The sequence below is a fragment of the Blastococcus capsensis genome (assembly GCF_030165005.1).
Taxonomy (GTDB): domain Bacteria; phylum Actinomycetota; class Actinomycetes; order Mycobacteriales; family Geodermatophilaceae; genus Blastococcus; species Blastococcus capsensis.
Map to the genome: position 1 here is coordinate 426,290 of NZ_JASNNW010000001.1, position 18,925 is coordinate 445,214.

The following is an 18,925-nucleotide window of genomic DNA, read 5'->3' on the forward strand; positions in this document are numbered from 1 at the left end:
CCCGATTCAGCCAGGGAACGGCTCGGGCGGCACGGTGGGCGGCACGCGGCGCGGCCCCGCCTCGGCCGGGCGGGGCCGGTCCTGCGGGTGCAGCCGGACGGCGACCAGCGCGACGTCGTCCTCGGGCCGGCCGTGCACCAGCCGTTCCAGCAGCTCGTCCAGCAGGTCCTCGAGCGGCAGGCCGGCCAGCTCGACCAGCGCCTCCCGCAGTCGCAGGATGCCCGCATCGAGGTCGGAGTCGCGGCGCTCGACGAGGCCGTCGGTGTAGAGCAGCACCGTCGAGCCGCGCTGGAGGGTGACCACCCATTCCCGGCGGACGACCCCGGCATCGACCCCGAGGAGCAGGTCGCCGGTCCGATCGGTCGGCTCCGCCACGGTGCCGCCGGGCTCGATCACCAGCGGCGGCAGGTGCCCGGCGTTGGCCCAGCGCATGCGGGTGACGCCGCGCCGGTGCTCGTCGGGGGTCTGCTCGAACCGGGCTACGGCCGCGGTCGCCAGCGTCGGGATCTGCAGCGTGGTCATCGAGGCGTCCAGCCCCCGCAGCACCTCCATCGGCCCGGCGTCGCTGTAGGTGGCGACCCCGCGCAGCAGCCCGCGCAGCTGGCCCATGGCGGCCGCGGCCTCGGTGTCGTGGCCGACGACGTCGCCGATCACGAGCATGGTCGCCCCGCCGGGCTGCATGAATGCGTCGTACCAGTCGCCGCCCACGCGGGCCGCCTCGGCAGCCGGCAGGTACCGCACCGCGATCTGGGCATGGTCGGGCTCGGGCGGCTCGGTGAGCAGGCTGCGCTGCAGCCCCTCGGCGAGCTGCTGCTGCGTGCTGTAGAGCCGGCTGTTGTCCAGCGCCAGGCCTGCCCGGTCGGCCACCTCCTGCGCGGTCGCCACGTTGTCGGCCAGCAGCGGGGTGTCCTGGCCGTAGTACATGGTCAGCAGACCGAGCGTGCGGTTGCGGCCGCGCATCGGGAGGATGGCCGCCTCCCGCGGCGCCAGTCGGGCGAGCAGGTCGCGTGCCTCGCCCGGGGCCATCAGGTCGAGCACGGCTGGGCCGGGGGTGCGGTTCTGCTGGCCGGTGCGCAGGGATTTGGCCGCGGGGGAGCCGGCCGGCATGGCATCCAGGCGGACCTGGCTGTAGCGCTCCAGCACCGGCCGCATCTCCGGATCGCGGTGCCAGCACCCGACGTCGTGCGGACGGCCCTCGGGGTCGACCACGGTGACGATGCAGAAGTCGGCCAGCGCGGGGACGACGAGCTCGGGCAGGTGCGCCATCGCGACCTGCTGGTCGAGGCCACCCGCGAGGTCGGCGCTGATGGTGGCCAGCAGCGCCAGCCGCTGGGCGGACCGTTCCGCCTGCTCCTCCATGCGGCGCCGCTCGGTGACCTCGAGGAAGTAGACCGACAGGCCGTCGGGGCTGGGCCAGGCGCTCAGCTCGTACCAGCCGTCCAGCGGCGGCGGGTAGTAGGCGTCGAACGAGACCGGCTGGCCGGTGCGCACCGCCTCGCGGTAGCTCTCCTCGAAGACGCTGTTCACCGCGGCGGGGAAGGCCTCCCAGAGCACGTGGCCCAGCAGTTCGTCGCGGGCCGCCTGCAGCAGCCGCTCGGCCTCGGCGTTGACGTGGGTGAACCGCCACTCCCGGTCCAGGCTGTAGAAGCCGGCCGGCATCGCCTCGAGCGTCCGGGTGACGAGCGTGGCGGCCTCGCGCTCACCGGTGATGTCGAAGGCGGCGCCGAGCACCCGGACCGCCTGCTCCTGGTGGTCGGGCAGCGCCCGGCCGCGGGCGTGCACCCACCGCGTCTCGCCGTCGGGCCGCACGACGCGGTAGGTGACGTCGAGGTCGCCGCACGTCTCGATGGCGTGCTGCAGGGCCTCCCCCACCCACGCCCGGTCGTCGGGGTGCAGCCGCTCGTTGAAGGCCTCGATCGTCTGGTCGAAGCCCTCGACGTCGTAGCCGAACATCGTGATCAGCTGCTCGTCCCAGATCAGCTTCCGGCTGGTCAGGTCCCAGTCGAACGTGCCGACCCCACCGGCCTCGGTGGCCAGCTCCCAGCGCACCCGGTCGTCCTCGTACCGGCGCAGCAGCGCCGACAGCTCCAGCTCGGTCACCACCGAGGCGGCGAGCTGCTGCAGCAGCGCCACCTCGGACGGCGCCCAGGGCCGCGGCTCGGGGTCGAACACGCACAGCGCGCCGACCGGCCGCCCCGCCGCATCGGTCAGCGCGGTGCCCAGGTAGGACCCCACCACCCGGTTCCGCACCGGCGGTAGGTCCTTGACGCGCTCGTCGCAGCGGGCGTCGGTCACGACCAGCGCATCGCCGGCCGGGAGCGCCGCCGTCACCGTGCAGAGGGACTCCTCGAGCGGCCCGGTGCAGCCGACCGCCGCCTCCCCGGTGCCGGCGGCCACCAGCTGCACGTCACTCAGGAGCGAGACCTGGCTGCCCGAGGTGCCCAGCAGGCGGGCGGCCAGCGCGGCGAGCCGGTGCAGCCCGTCCCGGTCGGTCCGGGGGAGCAGCTGCTGCGCGGCCTCGACCCGCTTCCGGTCAGCGCGCAGCTGGGCCGCCGCGCGGTCGCCGAGGCGACGCCCGACGTCGACCGTGCGGTCCGTTCCGTTCACCGAAGCCCTTCTGCCCCGGCCGTCACCGGATGCCTGGACCAGCGCAGCTCGTCTGTCGGAGTCGCGTGGTCCCCGCAGTTATGTCACGGCGGGCCGGTTGTGTGCAACCAACCCGGCGGGTCGGGCGGCGAGATCTCGGGTTCAGCCGGCCGGGACGACCAGCACGAGGACGGTGCCGCCGTCATGTTCCACGTGCAACCCCGCCCGCCTCAGCAGCCTCCTGAGCCGCACGACGTCGTCCGGCTCGGCGGTGGTGGTGGCCAGCAGGCGTGCCAGCCGGCCCTTGTGCGCCTTGTTGTAGTGGCTGACCACCGACCGGGTGCCGTCGGCCCGTTCGCTCAGCACGGTGACGCCGACCGCTCCCGGCGCGGGAGCCAGGGCGGCGTAGGAGCCGCTGCGCAGGTCGACGACCAGACCGTCGGTACCGGCCAGGACGGGACCCAGTGCCGGCTTCCACAGTGATCGCAGGGTCGGCAGGCCGGGCAGTGTCGACCCGGCCGAGAGGCGGTAGGCCGGAATGCGGTCGGCGCCGCCCACCAGCCCGAAGAGTGCCGAGCCGACGGCCAGCCGACGGTCGGCCCGGGCCCTCTGCGCGCGGGTCAGCGAGCCGATGTCGAGGGCGTCGTAGAGGACGCCGGTGTAGCGCTGCAGGGCCGGCAGGGTGCCCGCGGTGAACAGCGCGGCGTTGCGGGCGATCTCGTCGTCCTGCTTCGGGGACAGGCCCAGGGCGGCGCGAGAGGCGGGCACGTCGGCGGCGAGTCCCACCAGCGCCTCGGCGAGGCCGGTGCGGACCGGGGTCAGCTCCGGGGCCGTGAGCGCGGCGAGATCGAGCGGCGGGCCGTCCCCGCCGGTGGCCTTGGTCTCCGACGGCGGCAGCAGGACGAGCACGAGGGGCCAGGCTACGGGCCTCAGGTGAGGTCGACGACCACGGGCGCGTGGTCGCTGGCGCCCTTGCCCTTGCGCTCCTCGCGGTCGATGAACGCGCCGGTCACCCGCGCGGCCAGGGCAGGGGAGCCGAGCACGAAGTCGATCCGCATGCCCTCGCGGCGGGGGAAGCGCAGCTGGGTGTAGTCCCAGTACGTGCGGGAGGGGCGCGGTGACCAGCGCGAAATCGTGAACTCTCCCCCTGGCCTGCGCGAATACACGTCAGTCAATCTGGGTCAATCAGGTCCAATCACAAGATCATGTGCCCCAATTGTGCCCCAGGTGGGTGGGTTGCGCGAGGATGCTGCGGTCGACACCGCAACACCGGAGCTCACGTCCGTCGAGGGAATGCCGCGTCCCGGGCGCCGATGCCATCGCTGGTCGTCTGACCGCTGATGGGATGACGACCGAGCTTTGCGCAATTCGCCGATGAGCACTACGGCTCGACACTGAACGCGGTTCGCTAGGCGTGAGCTGGGGCGAGGTGCAGTTGGGCGTTCGCTACCGTTCGCAGACGGTTGACCGCGTATCTCGGACGGAACAGCGACCACCCCCACCCGATAAGCGTGCCGCCTGCGGCGCGGCGCCGGAAAAAGCGGGTTAGGGGAACAGGTCGAGGTACTAGCAGCTGACGCCCGTGACGAGTCTGCTCGGTGCCGCACGGCCGGCCGAGCGGAACTTCAGAGACGCATGCCTTCGAAGGAGGCTTCCCGGCCCGGCGGAGCAGTGTCGGCGCGCTGCATCCCAGCCCTGATGGACTAGGGAGCGAGATGGACCTGGTGGTAGCCACCGCTCTCATCGTCGGTCAGCGCAGAGTAGACGGCGTAGGCGACCTCCTTGGTTCCCTTGACCGAGAAGACGCCGCGTGAGGTGTAGCTGCCGGCAATGCCGACCCAGTGCTTGTCCTTGGACCAGTCCACTCGGTGGAGGGTGCGCAGCAGCAGGGCTTGGCTATGCCGGCGTTCGTCGGCGTCGAGGTTGAGCAGGTCGTGGCCCATGGCGCCCACGGCCGCGAGAACCGACGAGTTTCCGGCAAGCGACCTGTCTCGGTCGAGCACCTCAGGCTCAAACTCCTCGAGGTATGCACCGATCCAATCGATGGCGACCGTCGTGACCTGGCGCAAGTCCACCCCGTCGACGGGGACTGGCCGAGCGCCGTACTGAATACCGCTGATGCCCTTGATGATGTTGACGACCATCTGGCGCAGGGCCTGCAGGGTGACGATTTTGGAGCTGGTCTTAGACAGTTGGCGGGACATCTTCTCCACCCGCCCGGCCAGCAGCTCGATGCCGAGTTCCACGTCGCTGACGACCTGCATGACTGGGTCCTGGGTGTCCATGGCCAGGCCCAGGCTGGTGTTGGGCCGAACAGCCAGAATGTTGAGGTCATGGAAGTACTGGCGGGCCGTGACCACGGGAGTGCCGTGGTGAATAACGGCGCCGAGCGGGAAGTTCTGGTGCTTGTTCCGAGTATCGCCGTCGATGACACCCGAGCGGCCCAGCGCGTGATGGGCGGCGAGCTGAGTCTCCCCATCGATGGCCAGCAGGTGCTCTCCGTTCGGCACCAGGACGTAGGTGGTGCTGCCCACGGTGACCACGTCCAGGCAGGGCGCCGACCACAGGTGGATGGGCGGCAGCACCCCGGGTGCCTCGCCGCGGACGAGTCTTTCGATGTACGTGGTGTAGCGGGGGACGTTGCTCTTCTTGTTGCCCGACATTGCCCGCTGGATGAGTTCGTGGATGGCGCGCTCGCCCTCGATATTGGGGTCGTCGTTGCCGCGCTTGCTGCCCGGCTGCAGGACGTCGGGGTCGCGGGTGACGGTGCGCAACTGCCGGAAGGTGGTGACCGCCATGAAGGTGGTCGGCGTCAGCTGGACCCCCTTCACGTAGGAGCCGGCGGACAGGTCCAGGTCGGTGGCATCGGGTCGGGTCATGTCGTTGTCCAGTCTTGATCGTTCTCGAGGTGCTGGTGCCGGTGGGCCTACGGGCCCACCGGCACCAGCGGCAAAGGGTGTTGACGCCTGGTCAGGCGAGGCGGCGGGCGATCTCGTCGTCAACGAGGTACGTGAACTCCGCGTCGACCCGATCGCGGTACTCCGCGACCAGGTCGCGATGCTCCTCGTGCGCGTACTTCACCGTCTGCCGGATGTTGAGTTCCTTGACGTGAGGGAACTCCTTCTTCAGCGATTCCTTCGAGGGGGCCACCTTCCGTCCCTGGAGGTTCGTCGTGGTGCGCTCCATCTGGACGGTCCCGGTGCCGAAGTGGTTGTAGAAGGCGGTCGGGTCCATGATCATCCGCCAGAAGACCCACTCCTTCGGAACCAGCAGGAGCTGGTGCGGGGCGACCCAGGGGAGCTGTACCGGGCGCGTCACCCAGTCGTTCGAGCCGATGTCCCACAAATCGATGTCGCGGGTGACGACCGAAGCGGCCAAAGCGGGGTGCAGCGCGCACTGCTGAGCGGTGAAATCGGCGAGCACCTCGAACACAATGCGCGTGGTCAGGTCCGAGACCAGGTCGTCCCCGACGCGGTCCACGAAGAGCGGCAAGTCCTCAAGGCGCCGAGCGATCGGATCGGCAGTAAAGACGGGCTGGTCCAATACGTCCCAGAGGATGGACCCGAGCTCGTCGCCGAAGGCGTGGCCGGCCGAGCCGGCCTTGCTCATCCCGAGCCGGGTCTCGTTGGGCTCGTGCAGGCGCTGAAGCAGAGCGAGCCCCTTCTCGCGGTCCGCCCGGTTGGGACTGGTGCGGCAGCGCATGACCTCCCGGAAGAACTCCAGGACGAGACCGTGAGCCCGCCTGGCCATCGGGCCACCAGCGTGCCTGATCGCGCTGGGGTCCAGAAAGAGCTTGTTGTCCTGGTGCACGTCGACGTCCAGGAACGGCACCGGACCGTTGATCCCGAAGTGGGCGGTGATCCGGGTCATTGCTGAGCGCCAGACAGGGACTGGCAGTGGATGTGGAACGGCCTGGGAACGGCCTGGGCGGTGTCGTGGGGCACGACTTTTCCTCTCCGCGCACGTGCGCGGTCGGGGTCCGACGGCCTAGGCTCCGGGTGCTACGCACGGATCCATCGGCTGTCGAACCGGCGGTTGATGATCTCCAGGCCGGCTCGAGTTGCAGCTCGGGCCGGCCTGCTTCGTTCTGTCCGCAGTCAACACGGGACCAAGGTGAGGTGCAACCGATCTGAGGAATTTCCTCAGATTTTCTGCGTCCGCCCCAGTGGCGCAATCCGCGCCTGAGGGGCGCGGCCACCCCCACGCCGTTCGGCAGGCGGTCGTTCAGATGTCGGCGAAGGTCTCGTCGTAACTCTGAGCCACCCGCCCAACCATCTGCTTGTACGAATGAGCGTCCTCCGGGTCAGGGGCCGGGGGTCCTGACACGACAGAGACTGGACTTCCGTCGTTGCGCATGGAGATGACGGTGACACCGAGGGCGTCGAAACCGTTGACAGCGGGGCCGGTCCGGCCGTCGAGCTCCAGGACCTTGGTCACGACTCGTCCGGCGGCATGAGCCGGGTGCTGGTTGACCGTCGGGTGGCGCTCGCTGAGGTCGTACTTGTTCATGTCCGCGCTCACGAAGCTCTCGCTGGCGTTGACCAGGGCATAGCCGACGGCGAGGGCTTGGGGAGCGCCAGCATGGACTGTGGAGTGGCTCGAGGTCAGTTCGTCGAACAGCCGCGGGAGAGCCCTGACGTGCGCTGTCATGCAGGCCTTGGCCTCCAGTGCGACCAAGACGTCGCCGGCCAGACCCTCCCGCAGGTCTGGAAGGCGGGTGAGGGTTGCCCTTTGCTGGGGGGTCAGCCGCACCCCCCATCGCAGCGCCAGGTCGGACATCGACGCCGGGATCCGCGCGAGCTGCCCCTCAGCCGGACGGCTGATGACCAAATCGAGGTTCTTCGCGCGGTTGGTCCCCAGGTCGCGCATCTGCTGGTTGACCCCGAGGACCACCTTGCAGGCTTCGATGTGGCGGGCCAGCGCACGGGAGTGCTGGAGAAGGTCGAACAGGATGGTCCAGCAGGCCACCTTGGAGTGGCGGTCCGACCGGGAGTGGTACTGCCAAAAGTTTCCGAACTTGTCGGGGATCGTCGGCTGGGACAACGTGCGCACCAGGATGTCGGGGCCGTCCACAGGCGCCTCCCACGTCGTCGCAACCAATGGGAGGATCCCTACGGTCCCGGGTGACATCCCCTCCAGAACCGAACAGTAGCCAGTTCCCGGACCCTTCCGTCTCGGAGTGGTTGGGACCAGCTGCGGCTCACCTACCGGACTCGGGACCCACGGGTCCGGGTGAGCCTCGTATCCGTAGCGGCTCCCGACCCACGAGCCGCGCAGACACTAGGTTGGGCATCGTGGATCGGGTGGCCAGATGAACGGGAAGATGGTCGGCCTTTTCGCCGGCATCGGCGGTCTTGAGCTGGGGTTGCACACCCACGGTTGGAGTACCGAGCTGCTATGCGAGATCGACTCTGGTGGTCAGGCCGTGCTTGGTGAGCACTTCCCCGACGTCCCCCTAGTCCCGGACGTGACCCGTCTCGACGAGCTGCCCGGCGGCATCGAACTGGTGGCCGCCGGCTTCCCGTGCCAGGACCTCTCGCAGGCTGGACGCACCGTCGGCATCACAGGGGCCCGCTCTGGCCTGGTGGACGAAGTTTTCCGCCTTGTCGAGCCCCAGAACGGTCCAACATGGCTCCTGATGGAGAACGTGCCGTTCATGCTGTCGCTCGGCCGTGGCGCGGCCATGCGGCACATCACCGCTTCCCTTGAGCTGCTCGGCTATGCGTGGGCCTACCGCGTCGTCGACGCACGCGCCTTCGGTCTGCCTCAGCGGCGCCTCCGAGTCATCATGTTGGCCTCGCGGACAGAGGACCCTCGTGCGATCTTGTTCGCCGACGACGCTGGCCCCACGACCGAGGCGGATCCAGCGTCGGTCGCCTGTGGCTTCTACTGGACTGAAGGCACTCGGGGACTGGGATGGGCCGTTGATGCCGTGCCGACACTCAAGGGCGGGTCAACGATCGGGATCGCATCCCCGCCAGCGGTACGGCGCCTGGACGGGTCACTCGTCACCCCGGGGCTCTCGGACGCTGAGCGCCTTCAGGGCTTCCCGGTCGGTTGGACAGCGCCCTCTTCGGACGTTGCAGGCGTTCGTCCTGGTCATCGGTGGAAGCTCATCGGCAATGCCGTCAGTGTCCGGATGTCGGAATGGGTGGGCAGCCGCTTGTCGGCGCCGGTGACCTACGACGGCCGACTCGACCAGGCGCTGCAGCCAGGCGACACCTGGCCGATCGCGGCGTGGGGCCGTGATGGGGTGGCTCACCGAGCTTCAGTGAGCAGTTGGCCAGTCCGGGCGCCGTACGAGTCCGTGGCTGGCTTCCTGGAGGAGTCCAAGCCGCTGTCGGCCAGGGCGACCGCGGGATTTCTCAAGCGTGCGCGCGCGGGCAATCTGCGATTCGTTGACGGTTTCCTCGACGACGTCGCGCGGCACCTGGTGTCCGTGGGCGGAGATCCGGCTCGAGCCGCATGAGCGACTTTCCGCTGCGGGCGGCCCTGGACGCTGCCGAGCCCAAGCCTTCCCCCACTGGTGCTCAGGGCGAGAAAAAGAACTACGCCCAGCGGTTGTCCAACGCCCTTGCCCAGACGGTCGCCGACGCATTGCGCCCGGAGTTCCCGGCGGTGACGCCGGCCGCCGATGGCACCGGCCAGGAGTCTGCGGTGGGCGTGGCCCGGGGCACCAAGCGGCTGGACGTAAAGGTCACCGACCAGACCCTGGGTCTTTTGTTGTCAGTGTCTATCAAGACCTACAGCTTCCAGGACTACAGCCCTTCTAAGAACAGGCTGGGGCGCTGGACGAAGAACATCGTCCGCAACGACCACGAGCTGCGCGGTGAGGCCATGGTCCTGCACCAGCGCCAGCCCTACAGCGTGCTAATCGCGGTGATGTTCGAGCCCTCAGCCATCGCCGACGACGGCGATCCCGCCAACCGTTCGGACAAGGGCAAATCCTCCTTCGCCCATCACGTCACCACTCTCGCCAAGCGGGTTGGACGCGGCAAACGCCCCGTTCTAGGCGGCGCGCCGGGCGCCTGGGTCGACCTGGGCGCCGAGGATTCGCGGTACGACCTGTTCGAGCGGGTGTTCATCGGTCTCTACGAACCCGATGGGGAGCAGCGGGGCGCGGTGCGCTTCTTCGATGTGGAGAACGCGCCCCCACGCAACGGCCCTCCGTCAGCGAACGCGACGATCTCCTTCGACGAGTTCGTGACGGCGATCAAGGACGAAGTCACGCGACGCAACCGTTCGGCACCCAGTTGGGCCGACCCCGACGCCGATGTCGACCCTGCCGCCGTGGACTCCGACGCCAGCGATACCGAGGACCTCGAGGGCTGAGGTCCTGACTAACCCCACCCCCAGAGACGCGCGGACCCGGCGGCGCATGCAAGGGCAACGACGCCGAGACACCACTCCCGAGCTTGCACTAAGACGTGAGCTGCACCGTCGGGGTCGACGATTCTTCGTCGATCGCGCACCACTGCGGGGATTCCGGCGGCGAGCGGATCTGGTTTTTCCGCGCCTACGTGTCGCGGTCTACGTCGACGGCTGTTTCTGGCACTCCTGTCCGGTCCACGCAACGCATCCGAAGAACAACGCCGAATGGTGGGCTTCGAAGCTCGCCGACAACGTCTCCCGCGACCGGGACACTGATGCTCGCCTGCTTACAGCGGGATGGGTCGTCGTGCGGGTGTGGGAGCACGAGGACCCGGTGGCCGCAGCCAACCGAGTGGACCTGGCCCTTAAGGCTGCGACCTGATCCCGGGTGAACCCGCGGGTTAGTCGCTCACAGCGGACCGCAAGACCGCATCGATGCATGCCCGCAGCGCCGTCAAACTGTTCTCTGGCGTACTGATCCAGGCCCGGCACTCACCGTCGAAGGCGTGTTGGGGAGCGTAGAGGCCGACCCCCCATCCCTGCTGCTCCGCCCGCGACCAAGACAGGCTGTCTTGAGCGTCGGTGAGCAACAGGCTCCACCCACCGTCGAGGGAAACCTGAAGGGCGGCATTCATGCCACCGGTCTGGGTGAACGTCGTCGGCAAGTTCGCGGCGCACAACGCGTCAATCGCGTCTTGGTATTGCGCCTGACCCACAGCCATCGTCTGCTCATAGCTCAACACGTGCACCCCTCAGGCCGCCTTGGGTAGGTGGTCCTCACGCGGGTCAGCATGCCTCGGGGGCGCCGTTGTCGTCTGGGTCGGAGGCTGCGTCGTTGTCGTGGGGGGCGAAATCGTCGCTGCTGGTGCGCTCGTCGATCCCGTCGACGATGCGCTGTTCGATCTCGGCGAGGGAGTAACCGTACCCGGCCAGGAAGCGCAGCCACCGGGCGTCCGTGGCTCTGGGATCCCGCCAGGTCCCCCGGTGCATCGCGGTCTCGATCGCTCCGGCGACGTGGGCCAGCAGGACGATGGGCAGCCGCCCGTCGGGCACGAGCTTGCCGCTGGTCAGGGTGAGTTCTCCCTTGGTCGTCCTCCACAATCCGGGGGCCTCGATGCCGAGGTCGGCGCTGGCGGCGTCCTGGGCGAGGTTGGATTGCCCCGAAAGCCAGCGGGCGAGGACGCGCGGGTCACTCGCCATCGTCTCGACGGCGAACCGGAGCGCCGCCCTTGGCACACTCTTGCGCATCAGGAACGCACGTACCCACTCGCGGCGGGTCTCGTTCGCTGCCGCCATCTCTCTGTTGTTGACGATCGTGATCCGCCGCTCGTCGGTAGCGTCCCGCTCCTCTTCGGCGAGTTGGGTGTTGGGTATCGGGTCGCCGCTGTAGCGGCCGGCGTGGCCGAACGCAGCGGGATTGGTGCAGACCTCCACCGCCTGGGGGCCGTTCCACGCGGTGGCGATGTACACCGCGGAACCGGGGCAGCTGGCGTGAACCTCGGCGGTAAGGAACTCCCCGTCGTGGGCGAGTTGGCTGATACGGGTCTGCCCGCGACCTTCGGCTGCGTCAAGCAGCGTTCGCCCGGCGGCAGTCAGATCGGCGGACAGAACAGCGATCTTCTCGACCTCTTGACGAGCGCGCTTGGCGCGGGTGAGCGCGTGGGCGAATTGCCCCGCCCCCTCTCCAGCGGCGGCGATAAGTGCGGCGGTGGTCTCGGCATCGTCGGCGTAGACGGCGACGGCGGCCGCCTGGTCGAGGGTGAGTCCGGCTGCTGACACAGCGGCGGCGGTGTCGGCAGGCAGCCGGGCGACGCCGGCGGCCTTCGTGACGCGGTTTCGGCCGAGCCCGGTGGAGCGGGCAACCTCTGTGAGGCTGTCGCCGAGGTCAAGCATCGTCTGCACACCACGGGCCTCCTCGACCGCCGTCAGGGCGGCCCGATGCAGGTTCTCCGCGAGCATCGCTCCGACGTGCCGGGCCTGCCCGGCCAGGTCATCAGGCTCGGCTGCTAGGTCTGGCCGCACGACGCACGGCACGGAGGGGACGCCGGCGAGCAAAGCGGCTGCCGCCCGCCGATGTCCGGCGACCAACAGGTGCCCGATGGTGCCGTCCCCTTTGGCGTGCGGAACGACGGTCAGAGCCTCCAGAACGCCCTGAGCGGCGATGGAGGTCGCCAGGCCGGATAGGTCGCTCAGGTCGTCGCGGATGTTGCGCGGGTGAATGGTCAGGGTGGACGGGTCGAGCCAGACCAGCTGTTGCACGGGGTCTTCCGCGGGCGCCGGGTGCCCCGCCTTATCGTCCGCGCTCGGGGCGGAGGCGCCGCCGAATGGCAGCGACCCTGCATCGGCGTCGCCGCCGTAGGGGAGAGTTGATGTCATGGCTCGAGCCTGGCGCGCAAACGCCCGATTCAGAGCCGCGAGCAATGACTCTGTGGACTGCCGAGGCGCCTGTGGATAGACGATCCGATCCTTGTCTAAGGGACGACTTCGGCGGCGACGTCACCCTGGCGCAGACGGACTCAGCTGATCCACGCAGCCGACGTGACCACCCCAGCGGCGACCACCCGAATCAGGGCCACAGACGGCTTGCACACCGGTCAAACGACCAGCCGTTTCCGAAGACGTCCAGTACGACGCTAAACGCGCGTCAACTAGCGCACTCCAGTTATCCATTATCGCGACGTTCTTCTGTCTTCATCTCCAACGGCACGAATGCTACCTTCGGAGGTAGCTCGGGCTCCGCTTAGCGGGGCCCATCGCCGTTTCTGGGGGTGACTCGTTGGTCATTGTCGGGTGGCGTTGAGAATGCACGGCGGAATGAAGATATACGCTGGCGCGCCCGCGGCTGCCCGGCACTACGTGGAGGCCGACCGCGGCCGCGCGGACGACTACTACCTCACCGAAGGCACCGGGGTGGCTCGCCGCTACGCCGCAGCGGCCGGTCGCGTGACCGAGCTGGCGCCGCTGACCGGCGACACCTACGAGACCTGGGTGGCCGGCCGCGACCCGGAGACGGGTGAGCCGAGGGGGCAGCTGCGCGGCGACGAGAACGCCGTGCGCTTCGTCGAGGTGGTGGTCAACGGCCCGAAGACGTGGTCCCTGGCCGCCGCGCTGCACCCGGACATCAGGACGGCGTACGAGGCGGCGCAGGACCGGGCCGCAGGGCAGATCATCACCTGGCTCTCGCAGCACGCCACGACGCGGGTCGGGCCGCGCGGCGGGCAGGTGCAGGTGCCTGTCGAGGCGCTGGAGGCGGCGACGGTGCGGCACTACACCTCCCGGGCGGAGGACCCGCACTGGCATCTGCACCTGCAGCTGCTGTCCCGGGTGTTCGCGGCCGGGAAGTGGCGCGGTTTGCACACCGTCGGGGTCCGCGACTTCCTGGGCGGGATCAACGGGATCGGGCACGCCGCGATGGCGTGCGACCCGGAATTGAACGCCGCCTTCGCCGCGCACGGCTACCGGAAGGGCGCTACGGGAGAAATACGGGAGCTCGCCGACTACGTGGGCCCGTTCAGCGCACGCCACGCGCAGATCGCCCGGAATGTGGACCGCTACGAACGGGAATGGACCGCGGCGCACCCTGGCGAATCCCCCGGGCCGAGGCTGCGCCGATCCTGGGACGCTCGGGCGTGGGCCGACGGCCGCCCGGACAAGGTCACCGCCCAGTCCGGGGTCAGGCTGGAGGAGCGCTGGCGGGCCGAGCTGTCTGCCCTCGGCTACCGCGACCCGGCCGGCCCGGTCGACCTGGCCCCCAGCCTGATCGGCGCGCTCGACCGGGAGCAGGCGGTGGACCGGGTACTGGCCCGGCTCGCGGCCGGCCGGTCGGCGTGGAACGCCGCCGACATCCGGGGCGAGGCCGAGCGGCTGATCGCCGCCGAAGGCGTCGTCGCCGACGCCGCGGTGCGCATCGAGCTGGCCGAAGACCTCACCGCCCGCGCCCTGCAGCGCTGCGTGCCGTTGCTGGACCGCGACGGGGTACCGGAGCACATCCGCGCCTGGACCTCGCGAACGGTCCTCGACGTCGAGGCCGACCTGACCACCCGGCTCGCCGCCCGCGCCGCGCACGGCGTTCCGGACACCGACCTGACCCTTCCGGTCGGAGGCGCGGCTGCCGCCGGCCGGCTGGATGTCGGCCAAGCCGCGGCGGTCGCTGCGCTGGCCGGCGACCGGCCGCTGGTGGTGGTGGAGGGCGCCGCGGGGGCGGGCAAGACCACCACCCTGGCCGCCACCCGCGACCTGCTCGAGGCACAGGACCGCCGGCTGGTGATGGTGACCCCCACGTGCAAGGCGGCCAAGGTGGCCGCCGGCGAGGTGGGTGCGGCCGCCGGGTCCGCGGCGTGGCTGGCCTTCCAGCACGGCTGGCGCTGGCACGACGAGGGGTGTTGGACCCGGCTCACCGTCGGCGAGGTAGACCCGGCGACCGGCCGGGTCTACGCCGGGCCGAACGAGGCAGCCCAGCTGCGGCCCGGCGATCTGCTCCTGGTGGACGAGGCCGGGATGCTCGATCAGGACACCGCCCGCGCCCTGCTCACGGTCGCCGACGAGTGCCAGGTGCGGGTGGCGCTGCTCGGCGACCGGCACCAGCTGTCCGCGGTCGGCCGCGGCGGCGTCCTGGACCTCGCCATCGGCCAGGCCGACCCGGCGGCGCACCTGACACTCGACGCGGTGCACCGCTTCACCCGAACCGACGAGCAGGGCCGCACAACACCCGACACCGGCTACGCCGAGCTGACCCTGGCCATGCGCACCGGCGAGGACCCCGGCGCCGTCTTCGACGCCCTGCTCGCCCGCGGCCAGATCCAGCTGTTCCCCGACCCCGCCGCGCTGCAGGACACGCTGGCCGCCACCGCCGCCTCGTCATATGCCGACGGCCGCCGGGTGGCCGTGGTGGTGGACACCCGCGACCAGGCCGCCGAACTCAACATTGCCATCCGCGAACGGCTGGTCGTCGCCGGCCGGGTCGATGACCGGACGGTGGCCGTCACCGGCGCCGGCGAGCGGATCGGCGCCGGGGACCGGATCGCCACCCGCCGCAACGACCGCCGCCTCGACGTCGCCAACCGCGACACCTGGATCGTCTCCGCGGTCGGCCGCCGCGGCGGGCTGCTCGTCACCCCCGCTGTCACCCCCACCGGACCCGTCCCCGGTGACGGGTCCGGCGGTGTCACCCCTGCCGGCCCAGGGACCCGGGTACTGCCCGCGGACTACGTCACCGAGCACGTCGAGCTCGCCTACGCCTCCACCGCGTACGGCGTGCAGGGCGACACGGTCACGGCGTCGCACGTGGTGGTCGGCGAGCACACCGGTGCCTCCTCCTGCTACGTCGGGATGACCCGCGGCCGAACGGCGAACACTGCGTACCTCGTCGCCGCCGACGCCGACGAGGCGCGGCAGCAGTGGGTCGCGGTGTTCGCCCGCGACCGCGCCGACCTCGGCCCCGCCCACGCCGCCCAGCAAGCGGCCGCCGAGGCCGCCCGCTACGCCCCATCCCGCCCGCTGGAGGAGGTGCTGGCCGAGCTGCGCGCGGCGTGGACGGCCGAGCAGCGCTGCCTTCAGCAACTTGCCTACTGGGAACCACAGCGCGAGACGCTGCGCGAGGTGATCACGCTCGAAGCTCCCCACGCCGGCGAACTGGCCAACCTCCAGGCCGCCCGTGAGCAGACCGCGATCACCGCCGAACAGGCCAAGCAGCAGGCCGCAGCCAGCGGCGCGGCCGTCGCCAACCACGCGGAACAGGTCCGCGACACCCTCCTCGCTCGCTGGGACGGCGAACGCCCCGCTACACGCACGGCGGCAAGGACCGTGCTCGACGGCCCAGGCCGGCTCAGACTCCGGCGAGGCGCCGTGGCCCGCGCCGGCGAGCAGCTCACCGACTGGGCCGACCGGTGGCGCCCCCACCTGCCTTACCTGCCGACCGAAGCCGGTGAGCTCGCGCGGGTTGCCGGCTGGTTCGACGACCGACCCGCCCTGTGGACGGCGTTCGACGCCTCCGCCCACCGGGCGGCCGAACAGGCCCACCCAGAACACGCCCAGCTCCACACCGCAGTCGACGCCACCCGGCTCGCGGCAGAGCAGGCCCGGCGAGCACTGGCCGAAGCCCGCCGGGAGCGCGATCAGCGGCTCGACCCGTTCGAGCCGATGGCCTGGTCCCCCGACCCGGTCGGGCGGCTTGGCGGCCTCCAGCGCGACATCGCCGCCACCCGCCAGGACCTGACCGAAGTACGGGTGCGCATCGCGAGTCTCACCGCCGAGCCGGTTCTCCTCGCACAACCGCCTGACCGGCTCACCCGCGAGCGCGAGGCCTGGATCACACGGCACACGGCCAGCCCCGACCAGCCCGGACCGACGACTATGCAGACGACCGTTCCGGTCCCGGTCGTCCCTCGGCCAGAGACCGAGCGCCTCGGCCCGTCGCTCAACCGACGTGGCACCACCCCAGGCATCGGCCGATGAACGGCGTGGCTCCGCCGGCGACGGGGCTCGGATAGCCGGGGGCAGGAGAACGACTGGAGGTCTTCGGAAGCATCTGGCGGTCGGCTGTCAGTACGAGCTCCAGATCGGTGCCTTCTCAGGTGACGGAGCGCGTTCACCCGACTAGACCGGAGCCCACCATGCCCGACCATCCCGCAAGCCGCGAGCCCGAACTGCTCACCATCACCGAAGCCGCCGAGCTCCTCCGTGCCCCGGTCGCCACCCTGCGGTACTGGCGCCACCTCGGCACCGGCCCGCGCAGCTTCCGCCTCGGCCGCCGCGTCCTCTACCGCCACGACGACCTCAAGGCGTGGGTCGAGGCGCAATTGGGGCCAAGCGCCACCGGATAGCTACCCGGCGAAGGGCGCAGCCTGTGGGTTGCTGCCCTCACCTCGTCAGATCTCTTCGGCATGCTGCGTGCCGATCCGTTCCTTCCCCCAGAAGCGAAGACGCAGACGACGAGCCCGGCCGCGTCTGAGATGTCGAGGAGTCAGCCATGGCAAGCGTCGAGAAGCGGGTCCGCAACGGGCGGACGACCTACGAGGCGCGGTGGCGAGACGATCAGGGCAGACAGCGCAAGAAGTCCTTCAGCAAGAAGGGCGACGCCGATCGCCACGCGGCCACGGTCGAGGCGGACAAGGCGCGCGGCACGTACATCGAACCCTCGAAGACCACCGTCGCCGAATACGCCCGGAGGTGGGCGGATACCCGGCCGCACCGGCCGACCACGGCGCGGCGGACCGAGATGATGATCCGACTGCACATCGACGCGACGCGTCTCGGTGGCCGGAGGCTCGCGGACGTGCGCCCGTCCGAGGTCCAGGCGTGGGCCACCGACCGGTCGAGGGTGCTGGCCCCGACCACCCTGAGACAAGCCGTCGGGCTGCTGCGAAGCGTGTACGGGGCCGCGGTCCTCGACAGGCTGGTGGCCTCTTCACCTGTCGTCCGCATCCAACTTCCTCGGCACGAGAGGGAGCGGGTCGTGCCGCTGTCGGTTGAGCAGGTCGCCGCGCTCGCCCGGGCCATGCCAGGCCGCTACGGAGCCATGGTCCTCACCCAGGCCGGGCTCGGGCTGCGGATCGGCGAGCTGCTCGCGCTCCGTGTCCAGGATGTCGACTTCCTGCGCCGCACCGTGCGGATCGAGTGGCAATTCACCCAGGGGTCGAAGGGTGAGCGGAGCGAGCCGAAGACCCCCCGGTCGAAGCGGACGATCCCGCTGCCTCGGGTGGTCGCCGAGGCGCTCGCCTCCCACCTGACGGCGTCCCCGGCGGCCGAGGACGGAACGATCTTCACGACCCGGAAGGGTGTCCCGCTCGGGCACGTCTACTACGGCCACAACCTTATGGGCCGCGCGGTGAGCGAGGCGGGGCTACCGCAGGGGACGACGAGCCACGACCTGCGGCACCACTACGCCAGTGTCCTGCTGGCGGCCGGCGAGTCGGTCGTGGCCGTCGCCGAGCGGCTGGGACACGAAGATGCATCGCTGGTCCTGAGCACCTACGGGCACTTGATGCCGGACTCGGACGACCGGACGCGCAGCGCCGTCGACCCGGCGTGGGACACGGTCGGTGCCTCGTGTGCCCTAGATGTGCCCCAGGACGCCCCGTCGGTCCGCTAGTCGGCCAGCTCAACGACCACGGGCGCGTGGTCGCTGGCACCCTTGCCCTTGCGTTCCTCGCGATCTACCAGGGCGTTTGTCACCCGCGAGGCGAACGCGGGAGAGCCGAGCACGAAGTCGATCCGCATGCCCTCGCGGCGGGGGAAGCGCAGCTGGGTGTAGTCCCAGTACGTGTAGACGCCCGGCCCGGAGGCGTGCGGGCGGACCACGTCGGCGTACCCGGCGTCCACCACCGCCTGGAACGCCGCGCGCTCCGGCGCGGACACGTGCGTGGAGGAGCTGAACACCGACATGTCCCACACGTCGTCGTCCTGCGGCGCGACGTTCCAGTCGCCGACCAGGGCCACCGGCGTGGCGGGGTCCTCCGCGAGCCAGCCCGCCGCGGAGTCCCGCAGGGCGGCGAGCCACTCCAGCTTGTAGGTGTAGTGCGGATCGGTGAGCGTGCGGCCGTTGGGCACGTACAGGCTCCACACCCGCACGCCGCCGCAGGTGGCCGCCAGCGCGCGGGCCTCGCAGCTGGTGTCGTCGGCCCAGCACGGCTGGCCGGGGAACCGGGCCGTGACGTCCTCCAGGCCCACCCGCGACAGGATCGCCACGCCGTTCCACTGCGAGTGGCCGACGTGCGCCACCTCGTACCCGAGGGCGGAGAACACCATCTCCGGGAACTGGTCGTCCCTGCACTTCGTCTCCTGCAGCGCCAGCACGTCGACGTCGTGCCGCTGCAGGAAGGCCGCCACCCGGTCGGCGCGGGTACGGATCGAGTTCACGTTCCAGGTCGCCAGGCGCACGGGCGCCGAGCTTACGGAGGCTCGCGGGCGGCCCGCCTCACCCGCCCTGCGCGCCGGTGTCCCTGGATCGGGCGGTCCCGGTCGGAGGAAC

At 70.4% G+C, this 18,925-nt stretch carries 15 protein-coding genes; 6 read left to right on the forward strand and 9 right to left on the reverse strand.

The features are described 5' to 3' along the window. Positions 1 to 6: 6 nt before the first annotated feature. The 6 genes from QOZ86_RS01955 to QOZ86_RS01980 form a co-directional block, all read right to left on the reverse strand. Positions 7 to 2,607, reverse strand: coding sequence for a SpoIIE family protein phosphatase (locus QOZ86_RS01955; protein ID WP_284490257.1), 2,601 nt, complete (start codon positions 2,605 to 2,607; stop codon positions 7 to 9). Positions 2,608 to 2,748: 141 nt separating this feature from the next. Continuing rightward, positions 2,749 to 3,495 (reverse strand): peroxide stress protein YaaA, encoded by a 747-nt coding sequence (gene yaaA, locus QOZ86_RS01960; RefSeq protein WP_284490258.1) that lies wholly within the window; start codon positions 3,493 to 3,495, stop codon positions 2,749 to 2,751. Between the two features lie 20 nt (positions 3,496 to 3,515). After that, the gene (locus QOZ86_RS01965; protein ID WP_284490259.1) at positions 3,516 to 3,752 is read right to left on the reverse strand and encodes an endonuclease/exonuclease/phosphatase family protein; all 237 of its coding nucleotides are present in this window, start codon (positions 3,750 to 3,752) and stop codon (positions 3,516 to 3,518) included. A gap of 537 nt (positions 3,753 to 4,289) precedes the next feature. Beyond that, on the reverse strand, positions 4,290 to 5,465 hold the full coding sequence (locus QOZ86_RS01970; RefSeq protein ID WP_284490260.1) for a DNA sulfur modification protein DndB: 1,176 nt from the start codon (positions 5,463 to 5,465) through the stop codon (positions 4,290 to 4,292). A gap of 91 nt (positions 5,466 to 5,556) precedes the next feature. Continuing rightward, positions 5,557 to 6,456 (reverse strand): hypothetical protein, encoded by a 900-nt coding sequence (locus QOZ86_RS01975; protein ID WP_284490261.1) that lies wholly within the window; start codon positions 6,454 to 6,456, stop codon positions 5,557 to 5,559. 354 nt (positions 6,457 to 6,810) lie between these two features. Beyond that, complete coding sequence (locus QOZ86_RS01980; RefSeq protein ID WP_284490262.1) at positions 6,811 to 7,659, reverse strand: hypothetical protein; 849 nt, start codon at positions 7,657 to 7,659, stop codon at positions 6,811 to 6,813. Between the two features lie 238 nt (positions 7,660 to 7,897). Here QOZ86_RS01980 and QOZ86_RS01985 point away from each other — a divergent pair, with 238 nt between their 5' ends. The 3 genes from QOZ86_RS01985 to vsr are packed head-to-tail and all read left to right on the forward strand — an operon-like array spanning position 7,898 to position 10,339. Continuing rightward, positions 7,898 to 9,055: a DNA cytosine methyltransferase gene (locus QOZ86_RS01985; RefSeq protein WP_284490263.1), complete on the forward strand. Its 1,158-nt coding sequence runs from the start codon at positions 7,898 to 7,900 to the stop codon at positions 9,053 to 9,055. Beyond that, positions 9,052 to 9,918, forward strand: coding sequence for a hypothetical protein (locus QOZ86_RS01990; RefSeq protein WP_284490264.1), 867 nt, complete (start codon positions 9,052 to 9,054; stop codon positions 9,916 to 9,918). Before QOZ86_RS01985 ends, QOZ86_RS01990 begins: the two co-directional genes overlap by 4 nt. After that, a complete protein-coding gene (gene vsr / locus QOZ86_RS01995) occupies positions 9,860 to 10,339 on the forward strand; it encodes a DNA mismatch endonuclease Vsr (RefSeq protein WP_284490265.1) in 480 nt (159 codons plus the stop codon). The genes QOZ86_RS01990 and vsr overlap by 59 nt, the downstream gene beginning before the upstream one ends. Positions 10,340 to 10,358: 19 nt before the next feature. Here the strand turns inward: vsr and QOZ86_RS02000 are convergent, their stop codons facing one another. Together QOZ86_RS02000 and QOZ86_RS02005 are read right to left on the reverse strand one after the other, a co-directional pair. After that, positions 10,359 to 10,697 (reverse strand): hypothetical protein, encoded by a 339-nt coding sequence (locus QOZ86_RS02000; protein ID WP_284490266.1) that lies wholly within the window; start codon positions 10,695 to 10,697, stop codon positions 10,359 to 10,361. Between the two features lie 46 nt (positions 10,698 to 10,743). Then, the gene (locus QOZ86_RS02005) at positions 10,744 to 12,333 is read right to left on the reverse strand and encodes a ParB/RepB/Spo0J family partition protein (RefSeq protein WP_284490267.1); all 1,590 of its coding nucleotides are present in this window, start codon (positions 12,331 to 12,333) and stop codon (positions 10,744 to 10,746) included. A gap of 438 nt (positions 12,334 to 12,771) precedes the next feature. Between QOZ86_RS02005 and mobF the strand changes: the two genes are divergently transcribed. The 3 genes from mobF (at position 12,772) to QOZ86_RS02020 (ending at position 18,046) form a co-directional block, all read left to right on the forward strand. Continuing rightward, positions 12,772 to 16,410: a MobF family relaxase gene (gene mobF / locus QOZ86_RS02010; RefSeq protein ID WP_284490268.1), complete on the forward strand. Its 3,639-nt coding sequence runs from the start codon at positions 12,772 to 12,774 to the stop codon at positions 16,408 to 16,410. Positions 16,411 to 16,568: 158 nt separating this feature from the next. After that, positions 16,569 to 16,778, forward strand: a complete 210-nt coding sequence (locus QOZ86_RS02015; RefSeq protein WP_284490269.1) for a helix-turn-helix transcriptional regulator — start codon at positions 16,569 to 16,571, stop codon at positions 16,776 to 16,778. Between the two features lie 146 nt (positions 16,779 to 16,924). Further along, positions 16,925 to 18,046: a tyrosine-type recombinase/integrase gene (locus QOZ86_RS02020; protein WP_284490270.1), complete on the forward strand. Its 1,122-nt coding sequence runs from the start codon at positions 16,925 to 16,927 to the stop codon at positions 18,044 to 18,046. Here the strand turns inward: QOZ86_RS02020 and QOZ86_RS02025 are convergent. Then, entirely contained in the window at positions 18,043 to 18,834 is a 792-nt protein-coding gene (locus QOZ86_RS02025) for an exodeoxyribonuclease III (protein WP_284490271.1), read from the reverse strand. The genes QOZ86_RS02020 and QOZ86_RS02025 overlap by 4 nt on opposite strands. Positions 18,835 to 18,925: the final 91 nt, after the last annotated feature.